Source organism: Rhodococcus sp. USK10, from assembly GCF_019378875.1.
GTDB lineage: Bacteria > Actinomycetota > Actinomycetes > Mycobacteriales > Mycobacteriaceae > Rhodococcus_F > Rhodococcus_F pseudokoreensis.
Genome location: NZ_CP076048.1, coordinates 6,906,343 through 6,931,859, shown reverse-complemented (window position 1 = coordinate 6,931,859; position 25,517 = coordinate 6,906,343). Strand labels below are relative to the sequence as shown.

Below are 25,517 nucleotides of genomic sequence, written 5' to 3'. Positions count from 1 at the left end.
CGCCCACCTCGAATGCGTCAGACCGAGAAGTCGCGGATGATTCGGCCCAGCGCATCGAGCTGCACCGCGTTGACCAACCCGAGGTGATAGAGGTGCAGCTCGTTGGCTCCGGCCGCGACCGTGGCCGCGACGTGGCCGCTCACGTCGTCGAGATTCTTCGGCGGCAGCACCGACACGTAGGCCCCGACGTCTGCGGCATCACCGACGATCGCCCGGGTTTGTTTGGTGACGGCGACGGTCTCCGCAGTTCCCGGCCAGGCCGAGACGAGCACGGCATCGACGTCTCCCGCAGCGGCGGACGTCAATGCAGGCGAAGGCCCGGTCTTCCAGGGGTTCGGATGGCCGTGCAGCGTGACGCGGGCCGACGGAATCTCGGCCCGCACGGCGCCGAGCACCGCACCCCGGAGGGCGTCGGCCTCCGCATGGCGCACGGACAGCACGGCCTCGGCCTCCGCCTCGTCGAGGACGTCGGTGATCACGGCGTCCGGAGCGAGCATGCTCCGGGTCAGCGCATCCACGCCGGCACGCAGCTTGGCCGCCAGCTTGTCCGGATCGACGCCCCGATCCGCCCACAGCTCCCGTTCCCGTTCGGTGCAGCTGATCGACATCAATGTGTCGCCGATACCCGGATAGGCACCATCGGTCTTCTCGTGCGGGCCGACGTGCGCGATACCCAGTTGTCCGCACGCCTCGATCGACACACCGTGCAGGGCGACGCCGCGCACCGCCTCCGCCGCGAGCGTGCGGGCGTACCGGACGATGTCCGGGTGCCCGGGCGCGAGCGCGTAGGGGTAGCGGTCCCCGAAGCAGTTGACGACGGTGGCGTCCGGATGCGCATGCCCGAGAACAGTGCTGTGGGACAGCACGATCCACGCATTCACCTCGATGCCTGCGTCGATCAGGATTCGAGCCGCATCCGCGAACGCATCCTCGGATCCGGCCCAGGTCGCCGCCCTGGCCGTGACCGTGTGACCGTCCCACGCAGCGGGCCGGATCGGGCGGTACAGCGCGGCGTGATGGGCGTCGACCACCTTGTGCGCCGGATGCAGCGGCGTCGCGGCGCGGGTCGAGTGATAGCTGGCGGCGAGCGAGATCTCGGCGACCCCGAGGGCGCGCGCACGGTCGACGAAGTGCGGATCGCCGAGCACGTCCCACGGATAGGCGTGCGCGACGATGCGATCGACGGTTCTTTCGGACATGTGAAACCCCTCGAAAATTTGGCAACAGAATTCGGTAGACAAGACGGAGTTCACACATGGGAACACACCCTTCACCCCACTGTCCACGATCGACCCCCGCCGACCGACACAGCGACGCCGTTCGCAACGTCCTCGGTGTGGACGACGAACAGGCGGCGGTCACGCCCGACGTGCGGCACGGCAGGTCGTGGAACCGAGAGGGCGTCGCCGGTCGCGAACTCACCTGGACGGCCGGTGACGACGGTCCGGACACCGCGGCCTGGCTCCTGCGGCCCTACCGGCCGGCCGAGTCCGCGGCGCGTCCCGCGGTCCTGCTGATGCACGCCCACGACGGCGTCAAGTTCTACGGCAAGGAGAAGGTGGCCGACGGCCCCGACGGAGTCCCGCCGGGCGTCGCCGAACTCCGGACACGGGGGTACGACGGCCTGGCCGTCGCAACAGGGCTGGTGCAGGCGGGTTTCGTCGTACTCGTGCACGACGTCTTCCCCTGGGGCAGCAGGCGCGTGCCCTGGCCGGAACTGCCGGACCGCGCCAGGTCGGCAGGTTTCACCGCATACCCACCCGGGCCCGACACCCCCGATGTTCGCCGGTGCCGATACGAGGCGGCGGCCCGTGAGCACGAGAACGGCCTCGCCAAGGCTGCGACCCTGACCGGCACCTCGCTCGCCGCCCGGATCGCCGCCGAGGACCTGCGGGCGCTGAACGTTCTCCTCGCGACCGACGGCGTCGACCCGAACAGGGTGGCCGCGGCGGGATTCTCGGGCGGCGGGGCTCGCGTCGCGCACCTGCTGGCGTGTTCGACGCGCCTGCGAGCAGGGGTGATCACCGCGATGATGAGCACTTTTGCCGATGTCGCGGACGGCAGGGCAGACGATACGACGTGGCTGATGATCACGCCGGGCCTGCCGGCGGTGTGTGACTGGCCGGAGGTCGCCGCATGCGCTGCGCCGCGGCCGCTGCTGGTCCAGTTCGCGCGGGACGATTCGCACTTCGGCCTGCAGGGGATGCGGGACTCCGAGAGCCTGCTGCGGCGCGCGTACGACGGGTCCGGGGCGCTGACCACGCAGTGGTTCGCAGGCGGACACCGGTTTTCGGCCGAAATGCAGGTCGAGGCCGCCGACTGGCTCCTCCGCACCGTCTAACCGATCACGCTTGACAGGACCTTGTGACTGCCGTCATAGTGAGTTCGACAATTCACATAGAGAACGTGAGTTCACATACATGAACGACACGGACGCGCCGCCACCGGAGCCCCCGAGCACACCGGGCTCTCCGGGAAGGCCGGAGGCCGTAGTCGTTCCCATCACCTTCCCCGCTGACGAGCCACCTCCGTGATCTCGCGACAGCAGCAGTAGCCACAATCCCCTGACCCGCCGGCGCGACCGGCACCGAACTTCGGAGCGTGCACCATGGTCACCACCACCTCCCACAGGCCAGGAGGGCAGTCCGCGGCCGCGCCGCCGGCCTCTCCCGGTCGCATTCGCCGCAGACCGGCCTGGCGCAGGGCTGCAGCGCCCTACATCCTGATCGCGCCGGTCGTCATCCTGCTGGCCGTCTTCATCTTCTACCCGGTCGGCAGCGTCTTCTACTACAGCCTGCAGTACTACAACCCGACGACGCCGTGGGACAACGGTTTCGCCGGTCTCGACAACTTCCGGCTGATGTTCGCCGACTCCCTCTTCTGGACGAGCCTGGTCACGACCGCGAAATGGGTGGGATTTCAGGTCGTGTTCCAGCTGATCCTCGGCCTCGGGCTGGCCCTGCTGGTCAACGAGGTGTTCCGGGGCCGCGGCCTGGCACGCGCCCTGGTGTTCTCCCCCTGGGCGGTCTCCGGCGTCCTCACCACCGGCATCTGGCTGCTGATCTACAACCCGTCCACGGGCCTGTTCAAACTTCTCGGAAACATGGGCATCGGAGACGGCACCGCCGCGCCCATCGCCGACCCGGACACCGCGTTCTGGGCGACGGGCGTCGCGGAACTGTGGCGCGGTGTTCCGTTCTTCGCCATTCTCATCCTGGCCGAACTGCAGAGCGCCCCCAAGGACCTGTACGAGGCGGCCAACGTGGACGGCGCCAACCGCTGGCAGCGGTTCCGCTTCGTCACCCTCCCGCACCTGAAGGCCGTCATCATCTTGTCGACTCTGCTGCGCGGTGTGTGGGAGTTCAACAACGTCGATCTGCTCTACACCCTCACGGCGGGCGGCCCCGCCGACGTCACCACGACGCTCCCGCTGTACGTCTCACAGCTCGCGACCACCGCCCAGGACTTCGGATACGGCTCGGCACTCACCACGGTCGCATTCGTGATCCTGCTGTTCTGCTCGATCCTCTACTTGCGCCTGAGCAAGTTCAACAGTGAGAAGGTCTGACCGTCGTGACCACCACCACCGATCGCCCCACCGTTGCGCTGCCCGAGCCGGACACCACCGGGAAGCTGCGGGTGCGCACGAAGAAGCCGCGCCTGTTCAGCGTCGGACTGCCGCTCGCCCTGTACCTGCTTTTCACACTGGTGCCGTTCTACTGGATGATCGTGTTCGCGTTCCGGCCCGCCGGATCGAACTCGATGCTCCCCTGGCCCCTCACGTTCGAGCACTTCGACACCGTGTGGAACACCCTCGGCTTCAGCTTCTTCTTCAAGAACAGCCTCATCGTCGCCGCATTGTCGCTCGTCCTGACCACCTTCGCCGCGCTCGCCACCGGATACGCGTTGGCCCGCTTCAAGTTCCGCGCGAAGATCCCGTTGGTGATGGCACTGCTCTGCAGCCAGTTCGTGCCCGGCGCCATGCTGCTCATCCCGCTGTTCCAGGTGTTCCGTGAGATGAACCTCGTCAACAACCTGACGGGACTCATCGTCGCCGACACCGTGTTCCAGCTTCCGCTGGCCGCCATGCTCATGGCAGGTTTCATCGCGCAGATCCCGGTGGAACTCGAGGAAGCCGCGATGGTCGACGGCTGCTCACGCCTGCGCGCATTCCGCATCATCATGCTGCCGCTGCTGCGGCCCGGCCTGATCGCCGTCGGATCGTTCGCCTTCATCGGCAGCTGGAACAATTTCCTGTTCGGCCTGATGTTCATCAGCAGCCAGGACAAGTTCACGCTGCCGGTCGGCCTCAGCTACACCATCGGCTCCTACAACGTCGACTTCGGAGTTCTCGCCGCCGGCGGTCTCATCGCCGCCGTGCCGGTGGTCGCCGTCTTCGCCGTCATCCAGAAGTACCTCGTCCAGGGCCTGAGCGCCGGCGCCGTCAAGGGCTGATCATGACTTTCGAAAAGAGGATCCACATGAACCGGCGAACGCTCCTGCGCTCCACCCTGGTCGGGGCGGCGGCCACGCTCGTGCTCGCCTCCTGCAGTTCCGAGACGTCACTGCCCGACGGCGCCCTCGGCGATCCGAACAACGCCCAGCTCACGTTCTGGGACAACAACGCCGGACCGGACCGCACTCCGCTGTACGAGGAGCTCATCCGCCGGTTCGAGGCCGCCAACCCCGGCATCGACATCCAATACGTGGGCCTTCCGTCGGACAGCGCCCAGCAGAAGTACCAGACCGCGCTCGCCGGCGGCTCGGCACCGGACCTCGGCATCGTGTCCACCGCCTATCTCGCACCGCTCGTCGCCCAGGACGCCGTCATCTCACTCGACGACTTCATGGCGGCGTCACCGCAGCGCGACGAGTACGACGCCGGAATTCTCGAGTCGGCACGCGAATCCGGCGGCGGCGAGCATCTGTTCGGTCTCCCGTACACCAGCAACAACGCCACCCTCTGGTATCGCGCCGACTGGTTCGCCGAGGCCGGGATCGAGCCGCCGGACACCTACGACGAATTCTTCGAGGCCGCGAAGGATCTGACCGACAAGGACGACGGCCGTTACGGATTCACCATTCGCGGCGGCGCCGGATCGATCTACCCACTGCTGCAGTACATGTTCGCCAGCACCGGAATCGAGAGCTTCTTCGAGGACGGCGAGTCGACGCTGAACCGTCCCGAGATGGTCGACGCCATCGAACGCTTCGCCGCGCTCTACGACGTCGCCACCCCGACCGCCGACGTCAACAACGGCTTCCCGCAGATGGTCGCGAGCTTCGGCGGCGGATCCGTGGCGATGATGCAGCACAACCTCGGCTCGCTGAGCAACCACGAGAAGGCGCTCGGCGACAAGGCCGGCGCCGTGGCCCTGCCGCGGAACGAGGACGGAAAGCGCACTGTCATGACCGACCCGTTCCCGTCCTACACCGTGTTCAAGAGCAGCAAGCACCAGGCCGCAGCGTGGAAGTTCCTCGAGTTCATGACGTCTCAGGAATCGCAGGCGTACTGGAACGAGCGGGTCGGGCAGATCCCGGTCAACAAGGCCGCCCGCTCCGCCCCGGAATTCGCGAGCATGCCGTCGGTGCAGGCCGCGCTCGCGGCACTGGACGACCCGAAAACCGTGCTGGTGACGCCGCCGGACTACCTGCCGGACTTCGGCAAGATCGTTCAGGTGCAGATGCTCGGCCAGTGGCAGAAAGTGCTCATCGGGCAGCTCAGCGCGCAGGACTTCGCCGACGACTTCGCCGAGAAACTCGACCGCTCCATGGCCAAGTACGTCGCCCGCCAGGGTAAATAAGACTTTTCGAAGAGGAAGCGAATCATCATGTCCAGCGTGATCACAGAAGTCGCCGTGCAGGTTTTCAAGACTGAGGCACGGACCTCGGTCGACTCGTACGGTCATCGCCATCCCGGCCCGTCCGTGCCGACGACCGGGGCGCTGCTGCGGATCACCGACTCCGACGGCGTCAGCGGGTACGTCCTGGGCAAGCCGAACTACCTTCGGCAGGACCAGGTGGAGCAGCATTTCCGGCCCGTCCTGATCGGCTCCGACCCGCTGGCGCGGGAAGCTGCGGACAAGAAGTGGGCGATCCGGCAGCGGACGCGGGCGGTCGAACTTCCCGAACACACGTGCAGTTATCTGGACCAGGCGCTGTGGGACCTCGCGGGCAACAAGTTCGACACACCCGTGTGGAAACTGCTCGGCGGCGCGCGCACCGAGGTCAAGGCGTATGCCAGCACGATGTGCGGGGACGACATCGACGGCGGCCTCGCCACGCCGGAGGATTACGCGAACTTCGCCGTCGAGCTGAAAAAGCGTGGCTACCAGGGCATCAAACTGCACACCTGGATGCCTCCGCTTCCGGGTGCCCCCAGCCTGAGCCGGGACATCGACGCGTGCGCCGCGGTCCGCGACGCCGTCGGCGAGGACTTTTCGCTGATGCTCGACGGGTACCACTGGTACTCACGCACCGACGCCCTGAGGCTCGGGCGCGAACTGGACCGGCTGAAGTTCGATTGGTTCGAGGAGCCGATGGACGAGTTCTCCCTGCGCTCGTACAAGTGGCTCGCGGACCAGATCGACACCCCGGTGATCGGCCCCGAGACGACGCCGGGCAGGCACCGGTCCCGTGCCGACTGGATCGCGAACGACGCGTGCGACATCCTGCGCGTCGGGGCCATGAACGGCGGTGGCATCACCCCGGCCCTGAAGACGATGCACATGGCCGAGGGCTTCGGCCTCGAGTGCGAGATCCACGGCAACGGCGCCCCCAACCTCGCGCTCGTCGGCGCCGCCAACAACGTCCAGTGGTACGAGCGCGGTCTTCTGCACCCGCACGTCGACTACGACTGGGTGCCGCCGCACCTGAAGTCCATCGTCGACCCCGTCGATGAGAACGGCATGGTGGCGATGCCACAGCGACCGGGTCTCGGCGAGGACATCGATCTCGAGTACATCGCGGCCAACCTCGTCGCGGAGTACTGAGTGCGACCCCTCGCCGGCACCGGGCACGGGTCAGTAGGTGATATCGCGTTCAGAATGAGAGATAGTGTCTTCATGGTGACAGAAGACACGCGTGGGGCGGCCCCGGAATCCCAACCGGTCAAATCCGCCGAACGCACCATCCACATCCTCGAGACGCTCGCCGCGTCGCCGACCCGCATGAGCCTCGGCGAGCTGCAGGAAGCGTGCAAATATCCGCGCTCGAGTCTGCACGCGCTCCTGCGCACGCTCAAGGATCTGCGGTGGATCGAGGCGGACGAGTCGGGTTCCCGCTACGGCATCGGCACCCACGCGCTGCTCACCGGCACGTCGTATCTCGACAAGGATTCGGTCGTGTCGAGAGCGGCGGCGGTGCTCGAGGCGCTCCGGTCGGAAGTCAGCCACACCGTGCACTTCGCGCGGCGCGACGAGGAAAGCGTCATCTACCTCGCCAGTCGCGGATCGAAGGTCGAGGTTCGGCGGATGCACCGAGTCGGCCGCAAACTGCCGTGCCACGTCACCGCACTCGGGCAGGCTCTTCTCGCCGAACTCACCACCGGCGAGGTCCGGGAGTTGCTTCCCGCGAAACTCGAGCGGTTCACCGACAACACCATCGTCGACCTCGACGACCTCGTCACCGAACTCGGCGAGGTCCGCAACCGGGGGTGGGCCCTCGAACGGGAGCAGGGCACGGTCGGCGTGGTGTGCATCGCCACGGTGGTGCCCTACCGGATCCCCGCCACCGACGCCCTCAGTGTGTCCATGCCCGCCGAGGTCGCGTCGTACCCAGGTGAGCTGGAGCGGATCGCCGGTGTGCTGACGAGGCACGCGTCCGCATGGGCCCGGGAATTGCGGACGGAGGGGGTCCGCTGACGCGGCGGTACCGAGAGTCCGGGCGGCGACGGGGCCGTGTCGTGAGCCGTCGAGGTGCGCGGCCCGCCGGACGCTGCTGGTAGCTTTCAGATCGAATCGAGCACACTGACGGGCTTTGCGCGGTACCCGTTTGGCCACGAGCAGGAAGCGAAACGATGGAGAACGGCATTTCCACGAACGGATCGGGCAGCAACGGCTCCGCGGGGAGCCCGGCGACGGGGTCCCCTTTCGCCGAACCGGGCACGGGCGGACTGACCGGCAGCAGCAACGGCAACGGCAAGTCCACGACCAGCTCCGCCGAGACGTTCACCTTCCCGCTGCCGACGCGCAGCTCCGGTTCGCACAGCACCGAGGAACCGGCCGCGGCCTCCGACACGACGGCGCCGCCCGAATCTCGTGGACGCACCGTCATGCGACGCAACGCGATGGGAGTGGCAGCCGTGCGAGTCGCGGGCCGTCTTGCACACACCGAACTGCTCGAGGAGCACCTCGCGTCGGCGAGCAGCCACTCCGCCGACCCGACCGTGGACGCCGACGAACTGCTGGCGCTGCTCGGCGAGTACCTCGTCGCGGCCGGGTTCGAACGCCCCGAGATCCACGCGAAGCTGAACGGCCAGTCGATCGTCGTCGACTTGCGTTCGCCCTCGACCGCGCGCTGACCCCTGCCGCCGGGTGCGGTCAGGGCCACAGCACCTCACGGATCCACCGGTCCGCCTCCCGGCGGTAGAGCCGGCGCACGTGCCTGCGTCCGGCGTCCGCCTGCCAGAACTCGACGCTGTCGGGGACGATGCACCATGCCCGCCAGGTCTCCGACACGAAGTCGGGGTCGGCCTCGATGCGGGCCACCGCCGCCGCGACCGTGCGTTCGTATTCGGCGGGATCGTCCAGCACCTCGCTCTGCCTGCTGGCGGCCGCCACGGCCCGCGCGGTGACCGACCGTTCGCGGAAGTCGCGTGCCGACAGTGCCGGCTCCCCCTCGACCACGGTGCCGCGCACCCGCACCTGCCTGCCCTGTTCGCGCCAGTAGAACGACAGTGCCGCAACGGGATTCGCGGCCAGGTCGCGACCCTTCGGCGAGCGAGTGTCACCCGAGAACCAGAAGCCCTGCTCCGTGACGTCCTTGAGGAGCAGGAAACGCGCGTCCGGATTCCCGTCGGCGTCGACCGTCGCCAACGCAGCGGCGTGCGGTTCCGGAACACCGGCTTCCGCGGCCTGCTCGATCCAGTCGAGGAACAGCGCGGTCGGTGAAACCGGCAGCGTGTCGGCGGGCGCAGGTGTCGCGCCGCCGAGCGCCGGCAGGGCGCGGATCCAGGCGCGGGTGTCCGGAAACGACGAGCGGTCGGGTGCAGTCAGCATGTTCGGCATGAGCCGACACTAGCCGCGGCCGGATCGTTCAGTCGGACACGGCCGGATCGGCAGGCCCCACCAGCATCCAGCGATGACCGAACGGATCGATGAGGGTGGCGTTGCGGTGTCCGTGGCCCTCCGAGATCCAGCGTTCGACGGTGCCGCCGGCGTCGCGGGCACCCACCAGCACGGCATCGGGGTCGTCGACGGACAACATCAGGCTCACGGACGTCGAACCGGACTCCGGCGCGGTCAGACCCATCTCGGGGAATTCCTCCGCGAGATAGATCATGCCGGTCGGCAACCGCAGTTCCGCATGACCGACCCGGCCGTCGTCCATGACGATCGGCTCACCCACCACCCGGGCGCCGAACACCTTGGAATACCACTCGATCGCCTCGACACCGCGCCGCACCGTCAGGTACGGCAGCGCGCCGGGAACGGGGACTTCCGGCAACGTCGTCACCTCCCAGTGTCCGTGATGCGTCGAGTCCCAGTCTGCCCCCTCAGGCGGACGCCGGAGGTTGCAACATCGCCCACTTGTTGGAAGTGAGCCGGAAACTCGGGAAATCGGACAGCGCCGCAACCGATTCCCAGGTGCGTTCGTACCCGGTGTGCGTGATCCGCCAGTTGCCGTCGGCGCACCGAAGGTAACGATCGTGGTAGTAGGCAGACCCGCGCAGCAGCATGCCGTCCTCGGGAATCAGCGTGGTGTCCGCGAGGAACCACACGCCGACCGCGGTGTCACCGGTGACGGTGATTTCGGGTTGGCCGCACTGATGCTCGGTGATGACGTGTGTCCCGAGGGTGTTCTCGAGGAAGGACACGAACGAGTCACGGGAATCGAACGTGAGGTATTCGCTGTACGTCGCGGTGACGTCCGGGACCATCGTGTCGGCGAACTCCACCCACGACTTCGTGTCGAGTGCACGTGAGTAACGGTGCTTGAGCTGCTCGATCTGTTTGATCGCTTCGAGATCCATGACCCCCGCCTCCTGTGCAGCGACATGCAAACCCTGGACTGCAGATTAGTCCGAGAATCTGCAGGTTCGCGTTGGATTCCCCCGTTTTCCCCGGATCATGCATATTCAGACCGTGATCCGGGACACGAAAAGGTTACGAAATGACTGCATGGCCTGCGCTCCAGCACACACTCCACACTACCTTAGGCAACCCTCACCTGACAGTAGTGCGGCCTGGCGGGCGTTCCCGGAACTGCGATGCCCGAATCTCTCTGCCGCACAGGATTTTCAGTGATCATTGTCGTATCGGGTCGCACGGGACGAGCCGACCACACCGAACGTCGGACACGATTGCTGTGACCCTGCCTCTACAGATACCTCGGCCCGCGCTACCGTGACGCCGAGAGGTCACACGAGAGGGGACTCCATGGATCCGGCCCGTATACCGGTGATCGTCGGTGTCGGCGACGTCCGCTCCGGCCGCGCAGGCGAACCGGCGGGCCCACGGGAACCGCTCGACCTGATCACCGACGCCGCGCGCGCCGCACTCGCCGACAGCGGATCCCCCGCCCTCGGTTCCCGGATCGACGCGATCCACGCGGTGAAGACCGTCAGCTGGTCGTACGACGACCTCCCCGGACTGCTGGCCGCCCGGTTGACGCTGCCGTCACCGCGGTCGAGCACGTCCCCGATCGGCGGACACTGGCCCGCGGCACTCCTCGACCGCATCGGCGCGGGCCGGTCGTCGGCGGCGCTCCTCGTCGGCGGCGAATCGCAGGCGACCATGACGGCGCTCCGGAAGTCGGGCACCGATCCGGCGTCGCTGGGCTGGGAGGCGGCGCCGGGCGGCCCACCCCCGTTCGCCCCGGCGGATCTCGGGAGCCCCGCGATGCAGCGCGCCGGGCTGATCGTGCCGACCCGGGTGTACCCGTTGTTCGAGAACCGCGTGGCGCACGAATCCGGCCGAGGACCGCACGGTGTACCTGTGGGGCGGCGCAGGTGCCACCGATCCCGTGGACGTACTGAGCCGCAACGGTTTCGGCACCTCGGCGGCGATGACGGACGCGGTGTAGCGGGCGCTGTCGCGGGCCTCGGTCGACACTGCGGCACTGGACATCGTCGACGCCTACAGCTGCTTCCCGGTGGTGCCGAAGCTCCTGACCCGCACGCTCGGCCGCGGGGACCTCGTGCCGAGCGTGACGGGCGGCCACTCCTTCTTCGGCGGCCCCCTCGACAGCTACACGCTGCACTCGATCGCCGAGGTCACCCGCAGGCTCCGGGAGGACGGGGGAACAGCCCTAATTCACGGCAACGGCGGATATCTGACGTACCAGCACGTCGTGTTGCTGGCCGGCGCCCCGCATCCGGGCGGATACGTCGGCGATCCGGAGCCGGCACACCTCACTGCGCAGGCGCCGGAACTCGTCGCCGGATACGAAGGCCGAGCCGACATCGTCACCTCCACGGTGGAATACGGCCGCGACGGCGCCCCGGCGACCGGGTTCGTCGTCGCGCACACCCCCGACGGCCGGCGTCTCGCCGGACACACCGGCGCCGCGGTGGCGGCCGCACTGTCCGCCTTCGCGCAGACCCCGGCGCGGTCGGCGATCGGGCGGTCCGTGCACGTCACCGACCGCGACGGCGTCCTGTCCCTGCGATTCTGACGGAGCTGGTCCAGGTCGGCTAATCCAGCTCGGCGGCCAGCTCCATCCACTGTTCCTCGGTGGCTTCCTTGTCCGCGACGACCTGCTTGAGCTCGGCGTCGAGCTTCTGCAGCTTGTCCGGATCGGTGGCGGCCTCCGCCAGCTTCTCGTGCAGCGTCCGTTCCCGGTCGTCCAGCTTCGCGACGGCACGCTCGAGCCGCGACAATTCCTTGCGCGCGGCGCGTTCGGCGGCCCCGTCCCGCGCCTGCTTGGGCGCGGACGCACCGGTCGCGGTCGATGCCACCGACGGTGCGCCGGTGTCGACCATCTTCGCCCGCCGACGCAGGTAGTCCTCGATGCCGCCGGGCAGGTTGGTCAGCTTGCCGTCGCCGAACAACGCCCAGGTGGTGTCACAGATGCGTTCGATCAGGTACCGGTCGTGGCTGATCACGACCATCGTGCCCGCCCAGCCGTCGAGGATGTCCTCGAGTTGCTGCAGGGTGTCGATGTCGAGGTCGTTGGTCGGCTCGTCGAGCAGCAGGACGTTCGGCTCCGACATCAGCACCCGCGTGAGCTGCAGTCGGCGACGCTCGCCACCGGACAGGTCACCGACCGGTGTGCGTTGCCGGGCGGGCGTGAAGCCCAGCCGTTCGGCGAGCTGCCCGGCCGACACCTCCTTGTCGCCCAACGTGATCCGCTCGGCGACGTCCTTGACGGCCTCGAGCACCCGCATGTTCGTCGGCAGGTCGTCGAGTTCCTGACGGAGCCAGCCGATGTGCACCGTCTGCCCCTGGATGCGCTTGCCGGACGCCGGCGAGATCTCCCCGGCGAGCGTGCGCAGGAGCGTCGTCTTGCCGGAGCCGTTGACGCCGACCAGACCGACACGCTCACCCGGCGCCAGCCGCCACGTGAGGTCGTCGACGAGAACCCGGCCGTCCGGCGTCTCCAGGCGCGCGTCCTCCAGTTCGATGACGACCTTGCCGAGCCTGCGCTGCGCGAACGATGCCAGCGCCACGTTGTCGCGGGGCGGCGGGACATCCGCGATCAACGCCTCGGCGGCCTCGATCCGGTACTTGGGTTTGGACGTGCGGGCAGGTGCGCCGCGCCGCAGCCAGGCCAGTTCCTTGCGGGCGAGGTTGCGGCGGCGTTCCTCGGAGGCGTCGGCCTGCCGGGAGCGTTCCGCCCGGGCGAAGATCCAGTCGTTGTATCCGCCCTCGTAGCTTTCGACCCTGCCGCCCACCACTTCCCACGTGCGGTTGGCGACGGTGTCGAGGAACCACCGGTCGTGGGTCACGACCACCAGCGCGCTGCGACGGGTGACGAGATGTTCCGCCAGCCACTGCACACCCTCGACGTCGAGGTGGTTGGTCGGCTCGTCGAGCACCAGCAGGTCGAGATCCTGGACGAGCGCGGCCGCCAGCGCGACGCGTCGCCGCTCACCACCGGACAGTCCGTCGACCGACACCTCCAGACCGAGGTTGTCGATGCCGATGCCTGCCAGGATCGACCGGATGCGGGCGTCGCCCGCCCACTCGTGGTCGGCGACCCCGAGCGGTCCGAGCACCACGTCGCCGACGCTCGAGCCGGGCGGCAGGACGCCTCGCTGGGTCACGACCGCCATCCGGAGGCCGCCGACCCGGCTGACACGCCCCGAATCGGGAGCCTCCACCCCGGCGAGCACCTCGAGCATGGTGGTCTTGCCACCGCCGTTGAGGCCGACGACGCCGATGCGTTCGCCTTCCTGCACTCCGAGGGATACCGAATCGAGCAGCGGCTTGATGCCGAAGGACTTCGATACCTGCTCGAGATTGATCAGATTCGCCATCAGTGCGATCCCTCCGCCGCGTCGTTGATTATTCGGGCGCCCGGTACGGGTCCGCTGGCGACTCGCACCGTGCGACACACCCCCGCACCTGCGAGTTCTGCGCTGACCCGGACCGCGGCATCCGCTTCAGCACATAGAAAGGCACAGGTCGGGCCGGACCCGGAGACGATCCCGGCCAGGGCGCCCGCCGCGACCCCGGCACGCAGCGTCCGCCGCAGTCCCGGATTCAGCGACAGCGCGGCCGACTGCAGGTCGTTGCCCAGCAACGGGGCCAGCGTGGCGGCGTCGCCCGTCGTGAGGGCGTGCATCAGGTCTTCGGGTCCGCCGAGTCGCGGCGGATTCCCGTCGGCACGCAGCCGGTCCAGTTCCCGGAACACGGTCGGGGTGCTCAGGCCGCCCTTCGCGAGCGCGAGCACCCAGTGGAACGTGCTGCGGGAGAGCACCGGCAGCAGTCGCTCGCCGCGCCCGGTCCCGACCGCGGTGCCGCCGTGGAGGGAGAACGGCACGTCGCTGCCCAGTTTCGCGGCGAACCCGTCGAGTTCCTCCCGCGACAGGTCGAGTTGCCACAGCGCGTTCAGACCGACCAGCGTCGCGGCGGCGTCGGCGCTGCCGCCGGCCATTCCGCCTGCCACCGGGATGCCCTTGTCGATGGCAATCTCCACGTCGGGGCGCCGCCCCGCTTCGGCGGCGAGCATCTCGGCGGCCTGCCACACGAGGTTGCCGCTGTCGGTGGGCACGACGCGGGCGTCCTCGCCACGGACCTTCACCGACAGCGTCTCCGCCGGGACCACGGACACCGTGTCGCCGAGCGAGAGCGCCTGGAACACCGTCTTCAGTTCGTGATAGCCGTCGTCCCGCAGGTCCCCGACGGCCAGATGCAGATTGACCTTGGACGGGGCCCTGACGACGACGGGGCGAGGAACGACGGAAAGCACAAGGGTAGAGCTTAGGCGCTCCCGGTACGGGTGCGGAAATGCGCACCATCACGCACTTTGCCGCTCACCTGCGTCACAGGTGCGGGCCGAGCCGGGTGGTGAGGCTGCCGCCGCGGGCGAGGGGCAGACGCGTCCGCGCGGACCGGATGTCACCTGCGACTTCGGCCGGCCGGTCGTCCGGGTACCGCAGTTCGCTGGTGACGGCCGCCGGACCGTCCAGCACGTCGTGCGAGACGGTGCCGACGCCGAGTTCCAACTGGTGCCGGAGCAGCGGCAGGTCGCCGAGATCGGCGTTGGTGACCCCGACCCAGCGTCCCGCGCTCTCCCCCGCCCGCCCGATTTGTACCCGCTCACGCAGCAGAAACGTCGCCGACTCCATGAGAGACACCGTCGTCTCGACGCGATGCTCCGCGCCGCCCGCGATCACCGTGGGTTCCAGTGCGCAGTCGAGCACGGCGTCGTCCCCGACTTCCACCGACCACTGCGCGGTGGACAGCACCCGACCGCGGCCGGGCAGCGCCAGCGACGCCGCGACACTGCGCAGCGTCAGCCGGGCCCCCGGCAGCACCCGGACGGTGATGTCCCAGTGGTCGCCGCCGAGCGGGGTCGCGGCGGTGCCGATCACGTGGACCGTGTCGCGGCCGGTGATCCGGGCCGCCAGTCCCCCGACCGCGGAGATCCGCGGACTGCGATCGGGGGACGCGAGAATCGTCAGTTCGGTGCGCACTAGGGATGCACGGCGGCGAGCGTGCGTACCTGCTCCCGCACCCATGCCAGTGCCGGTCCGGACGACGGGTCCTCCGTCAACGAGATCAGCGCGGTGGGCCTGCCCTCGCGAACCTGCTCGGCGTCGCGGCGCATCACCCCGAGATCGGCTCCGACCATCGGAGCGAGGTCGGTCTTGTTGATCACGAGCAGATCCGAGAACGTCACACCGGGACCGCCCTTGCGGGGAACCTTGTCACCGCCGGCGACGTCGACGACGAAGATCTGCACGTCGATCAGGCCCGAGGAGAACGTCGCGGTGAGATTGTCGCCGCCCGACTCCACCAGGATCAGGTCGAGCGGCGGGTTGGCCGCGATCAGGTCGTCGATGGCGTCGAGGTTGGCGGTGATGTCGTCGCGGATCGCCGTGTGGGGGCAGCCACCGGTCTGCACGGCGGCGATGCGTTCGTCCGGCAGCACGGCGTGGCGGCGCAGGAAGTCCGCGTCCTCGGTGGTGTAGATGTCGTTGGTCAGCACGGCCAGCGACATCTCCTCGCGCAGTTGCCTGCAGAGCGCGGCGACGAGCGCCGTCTTGCCCGACCCGACCGGGCCGCCGATCCCGATGCGGACCGGTTCCCCCGCCACCCGGACCCGCCGCGGACGGTCGTGGTGGTGGTCGTGCGGTTCACCGTCGATGAAATGTGGTGGCATGGTTGATTTCTCCTTACTGGGTGCAGCGGCTGTCACGACACTGGGTACAACGCTGTCACGACACGAACAGGGGGCGGTCCCGCAGAACGTGCCGTTCGGCGACGACGTCCAGGAACGGGTCGGACACGCTCGCGAGTCCGGTCACGCATCGGTCGGCGATGTCGTCGCACAGGTCGGCCAGCGCGAACGTGCACGCGGCGACCTGCGCGGGATCGAGAGCGAGCAGGCGCTGCGCGGCGGTCGCGGACCCGGTCATGGTGGTGTACACGAAGACCAGCGCCGCCTCCCGCGGTCCGACCCCGGTGACGGCTCCGACCACCCCCGACACCACCGGCAGGTGCGGGCGCGGCCCGAGCGGCGACCAGTCGTGCCCGGGCCACGTGGTGCGGGCCAGCCGCAGCAGGCCCCGTCCCTGCGCCCGCGAAGACGACCGCGCCGCTGGGGACGGGGTGCGCGCGTCCATCTCGGCGTCGGCGCGTTCGGCGGTGAGCCCGCCCGCGCACACCGCCGCGGTAACCGATCCCCCGACAAGCCCGGCGGTCCGGATCCGTCGCCGCAGGAACGCTTCCGTCGTGGCGACGTCGCGGACGACACCGCCGGCGACAGCCTCCTCGATGCCGCCCGAATGCACATGACCGCCCGTGGGCAGCCTCGAGTCGGCGAGCGACATCAGGTGAGCGAGGCGCATCAGAACAGGAAATAGCGCTGGGCCATCGGCAGTTCCGCCGCCGGTTGCTCTTCCCACACCTCGCCGTCGATGCGGACGGTGAACGTGTCGGGGTCCACCTCGATCCGCGGCTGCGCGTCGTTGCGCGGCATGTCGGCCTTGCCCCGCGACCGCACGTTGGCGACCGGCACGAGTCGCCGGTTCAGGTCCAGCCGATCCGCGAGTCCGTCCTCGAGGGCGTGCGGTGCGACGAAGTGCACGGACGTGGCGGCCGCGGCCTTGGGGGCCGCCCCGAACATCGGGCGCGGAAGCACCGGTTGCGGGGTCGGTATGGACGCGTTGGCATCACCCATCGCGGCCCACGCGATCATCCCGCCCTTGATCACCGCGTGCGGCCGGACCCCGAAGAACGCCGGATCCCACAGCACCAGGTCGGCGAGTTTGCCGACCTCGACCGACCCGATCTCGTCCTCCAGCCCGTGCGCGACGGCGGGGCAGATCGTGTACTTCGCGACGTAGCGCTGGACGCGCTGGTTGTCGGCGCCGGCGTCGCCGGGCAGGAAACCCCGCCGGCGCTTCATCACGTGCGCCGTCTGCCAGGTGCGCAGCACGACCTCGCCGATCCGTCCCATCGCCTGCGAATCGCTGCCGATCATGGAGATGGCGCCGAGGTCGTGCAGCAGGTCCTCCGCCGCGATGGTGGACGGCCGGATGCGGCTCTCCGCGAACGCCAGGTCCTCCGGGATCTTCGGGCTCAGGTGATGGCACACCATGAGCATGTCGAGATGCTCGTCGAGGGTGTTCACGGTGTGCGGCCGGGTCGGATTGGTCGAACTCGGCAGCACGTTCGCGTGCGCGGCCACCGTGATGATGTCCGGTGCGTGACCGCCGCCGGCGCCCTCCGTGTGATAGGCGTGGATCGCACGTCCGGCGATCGCCGCGATCGTGTCCTCGACGAATCCCGCCTCGTTCAACGTGTCCGAGTGCAGCGCCACCTGCACCCCCGCGGCGTCCGCGACGGTGAGGCACGCGTCGATGGCCGCCGGAGTCGAACCCCAGTCCTCGTGCAGCTTGAATCCGGAGACGCCGCCGCGCAACTGCTCCCACATCGACTCGGAGCTGACCGTGTTGCCCTTGCCGAGCAGGGCGATGTTCATCGGCCAGCCGTCGAGTGCCTCCAGCATCCGGGCGGTGTGCCAGGAACCGGGGGTGACGGTGGTGGCCTTGCTTCCCTCGGCGGGGCCCGTGCCGCCGCCGATCATCGTCGTGATGCCGCCGCCCAGCGCCTCGTCCATGATCTGCGGGCAGATGAAGTGCACGTGGCAGTCGATACCGCCTGCGGTGAGGATCTTGCCGTTCCCGGCGATGATCTCGGTGGACGGGCCCACCACGAGATCGGGGTGCACACCCGACATCGTGTCGGGGTTGCCCGCCTTGCCGAGCGCGACGATGCGTCCGTCCCGAATGCCGACGTCCGCCTTGATGATTCCCCAGTAGTCGACGACCACCACGCCGGTGATCACCGTGTCGGGTGCGCCCTCGGCGCGAGTCGCGCGACCCTGACCCATGGACTCGCGCAACACTTTTCCGCCACCGAACACCGCTTCGTCGCCGGCCAGCCCCGGACCGCCGCTGCGGTCCTCGGTGATCTCGATCAGAAGGTCGGTGTCGGCGAGCCGGATGCGGTCGCCGATGGTGGGACCGAACAGCTCCGCATACCGTGCTCGGCTGAGATCGGTCATGACGCGTCCAGCTTTCCGGGAGGAGTGAGGCTCAGCCCGTGCACTTCCCGGGTTCCGCGCAGCGGCACGAGCGAAACCGTCTGCGCGATACCCGGTTCGAAACGCACCGCGGTGCCCGCGGGAATGTCCAGCCGCAGCCCGTGGGCGGCGGAACGGTCGAACCGCAGGGCGTGATTGGCCTGCGGAAAATGAACGTGACTGCCGACCTGCACCGGCCGGTCACCGGTGTTGACCACCTCGAGTTCCGTGCGGGGAGAACCCTCGTTGAGCTCGATCACATCCTCGGCGCAGAAGACTTCACCTGGAATCACGGTCACTCCTACGCAATCGGATCGTGGACGGTGACGAGCTTCGTGCCGTCCGGGAACGTGGCCTCCACCTGCACGTCGTGCAGCATCTCCGGGACACCCTCCATCACGTCGGCGCGGGTGAGCACCTCCCGGCCGGACACCATCAGCTCCGCCACCGACCGGCCGTCGCGGGCCCCCTCGAGGATGTGATCCGTGATGAGGGCCACGGCCTCCGGGTGGTTCAACACGAGTCCGCGTTGCCGGCGTCTGCGCGCGAGTTCCGCGGCGTAGCTCAGGAGCAGACGCTCCTGCTCGTGGGGCGACAAGCGCATGTGTCCTCCTGCGGTCGGTGCGTCGCAATACTGCCACGAACTGCACCCTGCCACCGCCCACGCCCGGAACGGCTGCCGTTCTCACCGCGGAAACACGCGTGACACGAACCCGTCACAGCGCCGTCCTAGCGTCTCCCCATGACCGACTCCCCCGCCGCCCGACCGCGACGGGTGGTCGCATCAATAGCCGGCGGGGATGCCGAACACCCTGATCGCGTCGCGGTACATGCCGAGTTGCTGGTCCTTGGTCAGGGGCATGAATTCGGCGATCAGCTGACCCGCACTGGTGACCGCGCTCATCGCCCCGACCACCGGCAGTCCGGCGACGTTGAAATCGACCGTTGCCCTGCGGATGTGGTTGGCCGACGTCACGATGATCGCGCCACCCGCACCGAGCGAGCGGGCGAGCGGAACCGAGTTGAGCGCGTTGCCCACCGTCGATCCGGCACGATGCTCGGGGTGGATGCGCTGCGCAGGCACACCGTGCGCCTGCAACCAACCCTGCATCGCGGCCGCCTCCGTGACGCCGTTCTGCGGGTTGCCGCCCGTGACGATGATCGGCGACATCGGCGAGACCCACGACTGCACCATCGCGGCCTGCAGGCGGTTGACCAATTCCGGACGCATCGTGCCGTCGGGGAGCAGACCGAACCCGAGGACGATGATCGCGGTGGACGGACCCTGGATTGCCGGGAGCGGGTTCGGGGGCGTGAACGAGGCAATTCTGATCGCGTTCAGCATCCCGTCGACGCCGGCGCGCATACCGCCGTCCGCCGCGCCCAGCCGGGCGAGCGCGGCCTCACGAGTGATCAGATCGCCGGCGGCGTCGGCGTAGATGGCCTGCAACGCCAGCGCGTTCGTGTCGCCGGGATCGCCGGCGACGGCGCCGCCGATGTCCGCGAGGGCACCGCGGGTGTCCCCCGCGGCGAATCTGCCCTGCGCGCTGTTGAAGAGGTCGGCCGCCGAGGCTGACGCCGTCGCGGTGGTCGAGACCGCCAGCGCCAGGCAGAAAGCGGTGGTCATGACTGCGGCGAGCAGCGCCCTGACCGCCGAAGAGATGGGTCGAGCACGGAAGTGCGTCACGCTGAGACCTTTCCGTCGGATTTTCACGAAGTACATATGCGATGGTCCGTGGAGCGTCGGCGCCAGTGTAGTGACACTCGTGGGGCTGGTGGGAAAATCGTTACTTACCGTTACCTCCTGCCGATAGAGGACAGAAGATGTCCTCTATCGATGGCATCCTGAGGTGCATGCGGGAAACTTCGGCACGACTCCTCCGGCTGCTCTCCCTGCTCCAGACCCGAAAGGACTGGTCCGGGTCAGAACTCGCCGACCGGCTCGGCATCACCGCGCGCACCGTCCGGCGCGATGTGGAGAAACTCCGCGACCTCGGCTACCCGGTCGACGCGACGGTCGGGGTCGGCGGCGGGTACCAACTCGGCGCCGGCGTGGAAATGCCGCCCCTGCTGCTCGACGACGAGGAAGTACTCGCCGTCGCGCTCGGCCTCCAGTCCGGCGCGACCGGATCCGTCGTCGGCATCGGCGAGGCGTCGATGCGAGCACTCACCAAACTCCGGCAGGTGATGCCGTCCCGCCTGCGGCACCGTCTCGAGGCACTGCAGGTCGACGTCGTCCACCGTGAGCCCGCCAAGAGCGCCGTCGACGCCCAGGTCCTGTCGGCCGTCGCATCGGTGTGCCACAACCACGAACGACTCCGGTTCGACTATCGCGCGCACGACGGCACCGAGAGCCGCCGCGAAGTGGAACCGTACCGGCTCGTGCGCTCCGGACTGCGCTGGTATCTCGTCGCCTGGGACCTCGCCCGCGCCGACTGGCGGTCGTTCCGGGTGGACCGCCTGACACCCAAGATCCCGACAGGACCGCGGTTCGCACCCCGTGAACTGCCGCCCGGCGGCGCCGCCGAGTTCGTCGCACGCGGAATCAACCGGGCCGTCACCCGGATCCGCGCACGGGTGCTGCTGCACGCGTCGATCGACGACATGGCGGTCCTCGTGCACGAAGACTGGGGAACTCTCGAAGAAATGCCCGACGGACAGTGCGCGGTGGCGCTCGGCGGCGACTCCGTGCCGTCGATAGCCAACTGGCTCAGCGCATTCGGCGTCGACTTCACCGTCCTCGACCCCCCTGAGCTGCGCGAAGAGTGCCGACGGGTGGGTGAGCGTCACCGCCTCTTCGCCGACCGCTACGGTAACGCCTGACCGAGACGCCGTTCAGCCGTCACCGCGGACCGAAAAGCCCGTGGAACCGAACGGTCCTGCGCGGCGTCCAACCAGGTGACGACAACGAAAGGTCGGGGTAGTCGGGGATGCAGCACACGATTGTCGAGGAGGGGCGCCCGCGGGCGCCTGCGGGGGCGGGACCAATCGGGAAGGTGCTCGTCGGGGGCCATCTGGCACTCGGGGGCGCCACCGTCGTGATCATGGCGTTCTCGTTGGCGTTCGTGTGCACACTGGACAACGGAACGCAGCCGTGGACGTGGCCGGGCAGGTATTCGGCGGCCTGGTTCGTCGCCGCCGCCATCTTCTCCACCACGCTGTGGGCGCTCTTCGTGACGGGAGTGGTGATCTTCTCGTCGCGGCCCCGGCGGGCGCTCGGAACGGCCACGTTCTTCGTCGCCGCGGCCCTCGGAGCCGCTGCGGTGATCGGACTGTTCGGGCCGTCGGAGAGTTCGGCGCTGCAACTCTGGCTGGTCTGCGCCATGAATCTCGGGTACCAGGCCGCGCACCTCAGATCGGCGTAGCAGAGCCGCAGCGTGTGAAGACGAAACAAGGCCCCACTCCGTGACGAGTGGGGCCTTGCTCGAACGTCATGTCCCGGCGAACCGGGAAGTCATGGCCGTTCTCAGATCAGGGTGACGCCGGTGGCCTGCGGGCCCTTGTTGCCCTGGCCGATCTCGAACGAAACACGCTGATTCTCCTCGAGCGTGCGGAAGCCGCCGCTCTGGATCTCCGAGTAATGGACGAACACGTCAGCGCTGCCGTCCTCGGGGGCGATGAAGCCGAACCCCTTCTCGGAGTTGAACCACTTCACGATGCCCTCTGCCATGTAAATCTCCTCTAACACAGTAACTTCTTCAGGTAACCGGCTCGGTTACCAGGGTCATTGACACGACCGTCTACGACAATTCCTGTGGAGGACGTCCAAACGCTCGCAACCATCGATTTGCGAGCGTGGGAAACACAAACACAAAACTTACGACCTCCAATAGTGAACCACACATCCGGTCGGTTGTCTCCCCCAGGGTGCGGTTCCCGCCCGTGAGTACTTGTTAACCGCCCGCGGTTAACAAGTACTCACGGGCGGGTGGCGGCGAGACGCACGAAGGCCGCGGCGTCGAGGGTCTCCCCGCGGGCGGACGGTGGGATGCCGGCCTCGAGCAGTCGTCGCTCGGCCTCGGCGGGTGATCCCGCCCAGCCACCGAGTGCGGCTCGTAAAGTCTTGCGTCGCTGAGCGAAAGCCGCATCGACGACGGCGAACACGCGGCGGCGGTGCTCGTCGTCGACGGGCCACGGCGGTTCGGCGTACCGGTCGATGCGGACGAGACCCGACTCGACCTTCGGGACGGGCCAGAACACCGCCCGGCCGACGGCACCGGCGCGGCGGACGGCACCGAAGAAGTTGGCCTTCACACTCGGCACGCCGTAGATCTTGCTGCCCGGGGACGCCGCCAGGCGGTCGGCGACCTCGGCCTGCACCATCACCAGCGCGGTCCGCAGGCTGGGCAGTTCGGAGAACAGGTGCAGCAGCACGGGCACCGCCACGTTGTACGGCAGATTCGCGACGAGCGCGGTGGGTTCGCCGGGGATCTCGGACGGCGCGACCCGCATCGCGTCCGCGCCGACAACGGTCAGCCGGTCGGCGAGTTCCGGGGCACGGTCGGCGACCGTGACCGGGAGCCGGGCGGCGAGGTTGGGGTCGATCTCGACGGCGATCACCTTGTCGACGACGTCGAGCAGCGCCAGCGTCAGCGAACCGAGCCCGGGGCCGACCTCGAGGACCGTGTCGTCGCGGCCCACTCCAGCCGTCGCGACGATGCGCCGGACCGTGTTGGCGTCGTGCACGAAGTTCTGCCCCAACTGCTTGGTGGGGCGCACGCCGAATTCCTCGGCTAACGCACGCACTTCGGCGGGGCCGAGCAGTGCGGCCTGACCTCGAGCGGCGGGGGGTACTTCGGCGTCGGACACCAACCGAACTTTAACGCACGCCGAGCCTGCCCGAGCACGTCGGCCACGCTCCCCAGCCCTGTGTCCTCTGCGTCTGCGATGCGATGGCGATCTGCTCCTCGCGGGACGCGAGGTCGGCGCGTGGCGCGTACTTGAGACCGCCCTGACGCTCCCACGTGTTCTGGTCGAACTGGACGCCGCCGAAGAATCCGTTGCCGGTGTTGATGGCCCAGTTGCCGGTGGCCTCGCACTGCGCGAGAGCGTCCCAGACCGAACCGTTCTCGACGGGCGGCACCTCGGTGCCCGGCTTCGCGCCGACACGGATCACCTTCGGCTGCGCCGGCGTCGTGACCGTCGCGGACACCTGGTTGCGTCCGACTTCCTCGCCATTGACGGTGTTGACCGCGAACGTGACGTCCTGGACACCGGGCAGTCCCGGACTCTCGACCACGGTGCGGCTCTTGTTCATCGTCGGGTCCTCGATGCGCTGTTCCTCCGGAGCCAGCGGCAGCGTCTCGACCTTCGTCTCGGTGCGGTCGCGGGTGACCGTGACGTCCATCCCCTCGGTCAGCGGAGTGTCCGCTGCCGGGACGACGGTGTCGGCCTGCTCGAGCGGCGCGCCGTGCGCGGCCAGGAAGTCGCCGACCGTCGGCGCGGCCATGCGCACGTCGGCGACCGGGAGGGCACCGTCGGTGAGCTTGACGACGAGCGGGTTGAGCACGTCGAGTGCGGCGCCGTCGAGCGGCAGTCGCTGCGAACGGGACGCCGATACGTGCACGTCCTCGCCGAGATCGAATTGCTTCAGCGCGTCCTCGACGGTGAGCGCGGTGGTCCACACCGTCTTGGGCTGCCCGTCCACCGTCAGCGACACCTCGCGCGCGCGGCGCAAGACCACGGTGTCCCCGTCGGACAGGGTTGCGTCGCGTTCCGGCGCCACGACGTCGCGGTCTGTGACCGAGTACCCGGCGTCAGCCAGGGCGGCGTCGACGCTCGTGGTCATGGTGCTCAACGAAATCGTCTCGCCGTCGACGTCGAGAGTGACGTTCTTGTGGCGGACCACGGCCATCACTCCGCCGGCGATCAGCGTGGCGAGAAGCAGGGCCACCACGGTGTACAGCAGTGGCGAGCGAGCCGAGTTGATCTTCGCGAAGGGTGACATCGGGTTCCTTTACTTCAGATCGTCAGCGGAGTCCGAGCTTGCTGGTGCAGGCGGGCCAGGCGCCCCAGCCCTGCGCCGCCTGGACCTTCTCGGCGACGGAGATCTGCTGTTCGCGGGAGGCGAGGTCGGCGCGGGAGGCGTACTGGGTTCCGCCGAACGCCTCCCAGGTGCTCTGGGTGAACTGCAGTCCGCCGAAGAATCCGTTGCCAGTGTTGATGGCCCAGTTGCCGGTGGCCTCGCAGTGCGCGATGGAATCCCAGGTGGAGGCGTTGGAGATGGCGAGTTCCTTCACCCCGACCTTGACGAGCGCGGGCGCGGGCTCGCGGAGCACCTGCGAGCTGAGCTCCTGGCGTCCGGCCTCGACACCGTTGACCGTCTTCACGGAGGCGGTGACAGTGCGCTCGCCGGGAACGCCGGGGTTCTCGACAACGGTCTTGCCCTTGTCCAGAGCGGGATCGTCGACGCGGTTCTCGGGCGGCGCGATCGGCAGCGTCTCGGTGCGGGTCTCGGTGCGGTCGCGGGTCACGTGGATCTCGGCGCCTTCGACGACGGGGGCGTCGGCCGGGGGCACGACGGTGTCGGCCTGCTCGAGCGGGGCGCCGTTCGCGGCGAGGAGTTCGCCGACGGTGGGTGCGGCGAGGCGGACGTCGGTGAGCGGGGCGCCGCCGTCGGCGACCTTGACGAGCTTGGCGTTGACGACCTCGAGCGAGGTGCCCTCGAGCGGCAGGCGCTCGGAGCGGGACGCCGAGACGTGGACGTCGTCGGCGAGTTCGAACTGCTTCAGCGCGTCGTCGACGGTGAGCGCGGTGGTCCACACGGTCTTGGGCTGGCCGTCGACGGTGAGGTCGATCTCGCGGGCACGCCGCAACACCACGGTGTCGCCGTCGGAGAGCGACGCGTCGGCCGCGGGAGCGACCGCGTCACGCTCGCCGACGGTGTATCCGGCGTCGTCGAGCGCGCCGCTGACGTCGGACGCCATCGTGCCGAGAGAGATGGTCTCGCCGTCGACGTCGAGCGTGACGGTCTTGTGCCGTGCCACCGCCAACGCACCGCCCACGACGAGCGTCGCGAGCAGTGCCGCGACGACTACGTAGAGAAGGGGCGATTTGGCGTTGTTGATTCTGGCTAGAGGCGACACATGAATTCCCAAGGC

General features: G+C 68.7%; 26 protein-coding genes and 1 pseudogene. 10 read left to right on the top strand and 17 right to left on the bottom strand.

The genetic code is table 11. The features are described 5' to 3' along the window. Positions 1–17: 17 nt before the first annotated feature. Entirely contained in the window at positions 18–1,199 is a 1,182-nt protein-coding gene (locus tag I1A62_RS38760; protein WP_219457558.1) for a hypothetical protein, read from the bottom strand. Positions 1,200–1,336: 137 nt separating this feature from the next. On the opposite strand from I1A62_RS38760, the gene I1A62_RS38755 reads away from it, so the two are divergent. From I1A62_RS38755 to I1A62_RS38725, 7 genes are all read left to right on the top strand, one after another. Further along, positions 1,337–2,341 (top strand): hypothetical protein, encoded by a 1,005-nt coding sequence (locus I1A62_RS38755; RefSeq protein WP_257890652.1) that lies wholly within the window; start codon positions 1,337–1,339, stop codon positions 2,339–2,341. Between the two features lie 267 nt (positions 2,342–2,608). Further along, complete coding sequence (locus I1A62_RS38750) at positions 2,609–3,568, top strand: carbohydrate ABC transporter permease (RefSeq protein ID WP_206005902.1); 960 nt, start codon at positions 2,609–2,611, stop codon at positions 3,566–3,568. 5 nt (positions 3,569–3,573) lie between these two features. Next, complete coding sequence (locus tag I1A62_RS38745; RefSeq protein WP_219457555.1) at positions 3,574–4,455, top strand: carbohydrate ABC transporter permease; 882 nt, start codon at positions 3,574–3,576, stop codon at positions 4,453–4,455. 26 nt (positions 4,456–4,481) lie between these two features. Continuing rightward, positions 4,482–5,804 carry a sugar ABC transporter substrate-binding protein gene (locus I1A62_RS38740; protein ID WP_225928283.1) on the top strand — a complete coding sequence of 441 codons (1,323 nt, stop codon included), beginning with the start codon at positions 4,482–4,484 and terminating at the stop codon, positions 5,802–5,804. A 27-nt stretch (positions 5,805–5,831) separates the two neighbouring features. Further along, entirely contained in the window at positions 5,832–6,992 is a 1,161-nt protein-coding gene (locus tag I1A62_RS38735) for an enolase C-terminal domain-like protein (RefSeq protein ID WP_124389282.1), read from the top strand. A 72-nt stretch (positions 6,993–7,064) separates the two neighbouring features. Then, positions 7,065–7,862, top strand: coding sequence for an IclR family transcriptional regulator (locus I1A62_RS38730; protein ID WP_072941079.1), 798 nt, complete (start codon positions 7,065–7,067; stop codon positions 7,860–7,862). Positions 7,863–8,017: 155 nt separating this feature from the next. Further along, positions 8,018–8,521 (top strand): hypothetical protein, encoded by a 504-nt coding sequence (locus I1A62_RS38725; RefSeq protein ID WP_072941081.1) that lies wholly within the window; start codon positions 8,018–8,020, stop codon positions 8,519–8,521. 19 nt (positions 8,522–8,540) lie between these two features. Here I1A62_RS38725 and I1A62_RS38720 read toward each other — a convergent pair whose 3' ends face one another. Genes I1A62_RS38720 through I1A62_RS38710 form a run of 3 tightly spaced genes read right to left on the bottom strand, consistent with a single transcriptional unit; the run spans position 8,541 to position 10,192 of the window. Then, the gene (locus tag I1A62_RS38720; protein ID WP_219461667.1) at positions 8,541–9,218 is read right to left on the bottom strand and encodes a pyridoxal 5'-phosphate synthase; all 678 of its coding nucleotides are present in this window, start codon (positions 9,216–9,218) and stop codon (positions 8,541–8,543) included. A 37-nt stretch (positions 9,219–9,255) separates the two neighbouring features. Further along, complete coding sequence (locus I1A62_RS38715; protein WP_192581684.1) at positions 9,256–9,675, bottom strand: glyoxalase/bleomycin resistance/extradiol dioxygenase family protein; 420 nt, start codon at positions 9,673–9,675, stop codon at positions 9,256–9,258. A 40-nt stretch (positions 9,676–9,715) separates the two neighbouring features. Continuing rightward, the gene (locus tag I1A62_RS38710; RefSeq protein ID WP_015889488.1) at positions 9,716–10,192 is read right to left on the bottom strand and encodes a nuclear transport factor 2 family protein; all 477 of its coding nucleotides are present in this window, start codon (positions 10,190–10,192) and stop codon (positions 9,716–9,718) included. Positions 10,193–10,598: 406 nt separating this feature from the next. Between I1A62_RS38710 and I1A62_RS38705 the strand changes: the two are divergent. Then, positions 10,599–11,835, top strand: a pseudogene (locus tag I1A62_RS38705) (acetyl-CoA acetyltransferase). A gap of 19 nt (positions 11,836–11,854) precedes the next feature. Here the strand turns inward: I1A62_RS38705 and I1A62_RS38700 are convergent. The 9 genes from I1A62_RS38700 to I1A62_RS38660 form a co-directional block, all read right to left on the bottom strand. After that, on the bottom strand, positions 11,855–13,639 hold the full coding sequence (locus I1A62_RS38700; RefSeq protein WP_219457553.1) for an ABC-F family ATP-binding cassette domain-containing protein: 1,785 nt from the start codon (positions 13,637–13,639) through the stop codon (positions 11,855–11,857). Beyond that, positions 13,639–14,574, bottom strand: coding sequence for a 4-(cytidine 5'-diphospho)-2-C-methyl-D-erythritol kinase (locus tag I1A62_RS38695; protein ID WP_072941090.1), 936 nt, complete (start codon positions 14,572–14,574; stop codon positions 13,639–13,641). Before I1A62_RS38695 ends, I1A62_RS38700 begins: the two co-directional genes overlap by 1 nt. Before the next feature lie 73 nt (positions 14,575–14,647). Beyond that, complete coding sequence (locus I1A62_RS38690; protein WP_124389278.1) at positions 14,648–15,301, bottom strand: urease accessory protein UreD; 654 nt, start codon at positions 15,299–15,301, stop codon at positions 14,648–14,650. Next, positions 15,301–15,990, bottom strand: a complete 690-nt coding sequence (gene ureG, locus I1A62_RS38685) for an urease accessory protein UreG (protein WP_124389277.1) — start codon at positions 15,988–15,990, stop codon at positions 15,301–15,303. Before ureG ends, I1A62_RS38690 begins: the two co-directional genes overlap by 1 nt. Before the next feature lie 55 nt (positions 15,991–16,045). Beyond that, a complete protein-coding gene (locus tag I1A62_RS38680) occupies positions 16,046–16,681 on the bottom strand; it encodes an urease accessory protein UreF (RefSeq protein ID WP_374710852.1) in 636 nt (211 codons plus the stop codon). After that, positions 16,678–18,399: an urease subunit alpha gene (locus tag I1A62_RS38675; RefSeq protein ID WP_124389275.1), complete on the bottom strand. Its 1,722-nt coding sequence runs from the start codon at positions 18,397–18,399 to the stop codon at positions 16,678–16,680. Before I1A62_RS38675 ends, I1A62_RS38680 begins: the two co-directional genes overlap by 4 nt. Next, positions 18,396–18,710 carry an urease subunit beta gene (locus tag I1A62_RS38670; RefSeq protein WP_219457551.1) on the bottom strand — a complete coding sequence of 105 codons (315 nt, stop codon included), beginning with the start codon at positions 18,708–18,710 and terminating at the stop codon, positions 18,396–18,398. Before I1A62_RS38670 ends, I1A62_RS38675 begins: the two co-directional genes overlap by 4 nt. Positions 18,711–18,718: 8 nt before the next feature. Then, entirely contained in the window at positions 18,719–19,021 is a 303-nt protein-coding gene (locus I1A62_RS38665) for an urease subunit gamma (RefSeq protein WP_005255454.1), read from the bottom strand. Positions 19,022–19,201: 180 nt separating this feature from the next. After that, complete coding sequence (locus I1A62_RS38660) at positions 19,202–20,044, bottom strand: YdcF family protein (protein ID WP_124389502.1); 843 nt, start codon at positions 20,042–20,044, stop codon at positions 19,202–19,204. A 227-nt stretch (positions 20,045–20,271) separates the two neighbouring features. Here I1A62_RS38660 and I1A62_RS38655 point away from each other — a divergent pair, with 227 nt between their 5' ends. Beyond that, positions 20,272–21,240 (top strand): YafY family protein, encoded by a 969-nt coding sequence (locus tag I1A62_RS38655; RefSeq protein ID WP_219457549.1) that lies wholly within the window; start codon positions 20,272–20,274, stop codon positions 21,238–21,240. Positions 21,241–21,347: 107 nt separating this feature from the next. Continuing rightward, on the top strand, positions 21,348–21,782 hold the full coding sequence (locus I1A62_RS38650; RefSeq protein ID WP_219457547.1) for a hypothetical protein: 435 nt from the start codon (positions 21,348–21,350) through the stop codon (positions 21,780–21,782). A 101-nt stretch (positions 21,783–21,883) separates the two neighbouring features. Here the strand turns inward: I1A62_RS38650 and I1A62_RS38645 are convergent, their stop codons facing one another. The 4 genes from I1A62_RS38645 to I1A62_RS38630 all read right to left on the bottom strand — a co-directional run bounded on the left by I1A62_RS38645 (position 21,884) and on the right by I1A62_RS38630 (position 25,502). Then, complete coding sequence (locus I1A62_RS38645; protein ID WP_005255446.1) at positions 21,884–22,087, bottom strand: cold-shock protein; 204 nt, start codon at positions 22,085–22,087, stop codon at positions 21,884–21,886. A 248-nt stretch (positions 22,088–22,335) separates the two neighbouring features. Continuing rightward, positions 22,336–23,226: a 16S rRNA (adenine(1518)-N(6)/adenine(1519)-N(6))-dimethyltransferase RsmA gene (gene rsmA, locus I1A62_RS38640; RefSeq protein WP_124389271.1), complete on the bottom strand. Its 891-nt coding sequence runs from the start codon at positions 23,224–23,226 to the stop codon at positions 22,336–22,338. 10 nt (positions 23,227–23,236) lie between these two features. Then, the gene (locus tag I1A62_RS38635; RefSeq protein WP_124389270.1) at positions 23,237–24,364 is read right to left on the bottom strand and encodes a resuscitation-promoting factor; all 1,128 of its coding nucleotides are present in this window, start codon (positions 24,362–24,364) and stop codon (positions 23,237–23,239) included. Between the two features lie 22 nt (positions 24,365–24,386). Then, positions 24,387–25,502 carry a resuscitation-promoting factor gene (locus I1A62_RS38630; RefSeq protein WP_124389269.1) on the bottom strand — a complete coding sequence of 372 codons (1,116 nt, stop codon included), beginning with the start codon at positions 25,500–25,502 and terminating at the stop codon, positions 24,387–24,389. Positions 25,503–25,517: the final 15 nt, after the last annotated feature.

What these genes read in the sequence shown, in the direction of transcription:
- I1A62_RS38635 (WP_124389270.1), bottom strand. Translation starts at nt 24,364, where the DNA reads ATGTCACCCTTCGCGAAGATCAACTCGGCTCGCTCGCCACTGCTGTAC.
- I1A62_RS38650 (WP_219457547.1), top strand. Translation starts at nt 21,348, where the DNA reads ATGCAGCACACGATTGTCGAGGAGGGGCGCCCGCGGGCGCCTGCGGGG.
- I1A62_RS38700 (WP_219457553.1), bottom strand. Translation starts at nt 13,639, where the DNA reads ATGGCGAATCTGATCAATCTCGAGCAGGTATCGAAGTCCTTCGGCATC.
- I1A62_RS38730 (WP_072941079.1), top strand. Translation starts at nt 7,065, where the DNA reads ATGGTGACAGAAGACACGCGTGGGGCGGCCCCGGAATCCCAACCGGTC.
- I1A62_RS38675 (WP_124389275.1), bottom strand. Translation starts at nt 18,399, where the DNA reads ATGACCGATCTCAGCCGAGCACGGTATGCGGAGCTGTTCGGTCCCACC.
- I1A62_RS38720 (WP_219461667.1), bottom strand. Translation starts at nt 9,218, where the DNA reads ATGCTGACTGCACCCGACCGCTCGTCGTTTCCGGACACCCGCGCCTGG.
- I1A62_RS38725 (WP_072941081.1), top strand. Translation starts at nt 8,018, where the DNA reads ATGGAGAACGGCATTTCCACGAACGGATCGGGCAGCAACGGCTCCGCG.
- I1A62_RS38710 (WP_015889488.1), bottom strand. Translation starts at nt 10,192, where the DNA reads ATGGATCTCGAAGCGATCAAACAGATCGAGCAGCTCAAGCACCGTTAC.
- I1A62_RS38660 (WP_124389502.1), bottom strand. Translation starts at nt 20,044, where the DNA reads ATGACCACCGCTTTCTGCCTGGCGCTGGCGGTCTCGACCACCGCGACG.
- I1A62_RS38735 (WP_124389282.1), top strand. Translation starts at nt 5,832, where the DNA reads ATGTCCAGCGTGATCACAGAAGTCGCCGTGCAGGTTTTCAAGACTGAG.
- I1A62_RS38740 (WP_225928283.1), top strand. Translation starts at nt 4,482, where the DNA reads ATGAACCGGCGAACGCTCCTGCGCTCCACCCTGGTCGGGGCGGCGGCC.
- I1A62_RS38665 (WP_005255454.1), bottom strand. Translation starts at nt 19,021, where the DNA reads ATGCGCTTGTCGCCCCACGAGCAGGAGCGTCTGCTCCTGAGCTACGCC.
- I1A62_RS38760 (WP_219457558.1), bottom strand. Translation starts at nt 1,199, where the DNA reads ATGTCCGAAAGAACCGTCGATCGCATCGTCGCGCACGCCTATCCGTGG.
- ureG (WP_124389277.1), bottom strand. Translation starts at nt 15,990, where the DNA reads ATGCCACCACATTTCATCGACGGTGAACCGCACGACCACCACCACGAC.
- I1A62_RS38645 (WP_005255446.1), bottom strand. Translation starts at nt 22,087, where the DNA reads ATGGCAGAGGGCATCGTGAAGTGGTTCAACTCCGAGAAGGGGTTCGGC.
- I1A62_RS38750 (WP_206005902.1), top strand. Translation starts at nt 2,609, where the DNA reads ATGGTCACCACCACCTCCCACAGGCCAGGAGGGCAGTCCGCGGCCGCG.
- I1A62_RS38655 (WP_219457549.1), top strand. Translation starts at nt 20,272, where the DNA reads ATGCGGGAAACTTCGGCACGACTCCTCCGGCTGCTCTCCCTGCTCCAG.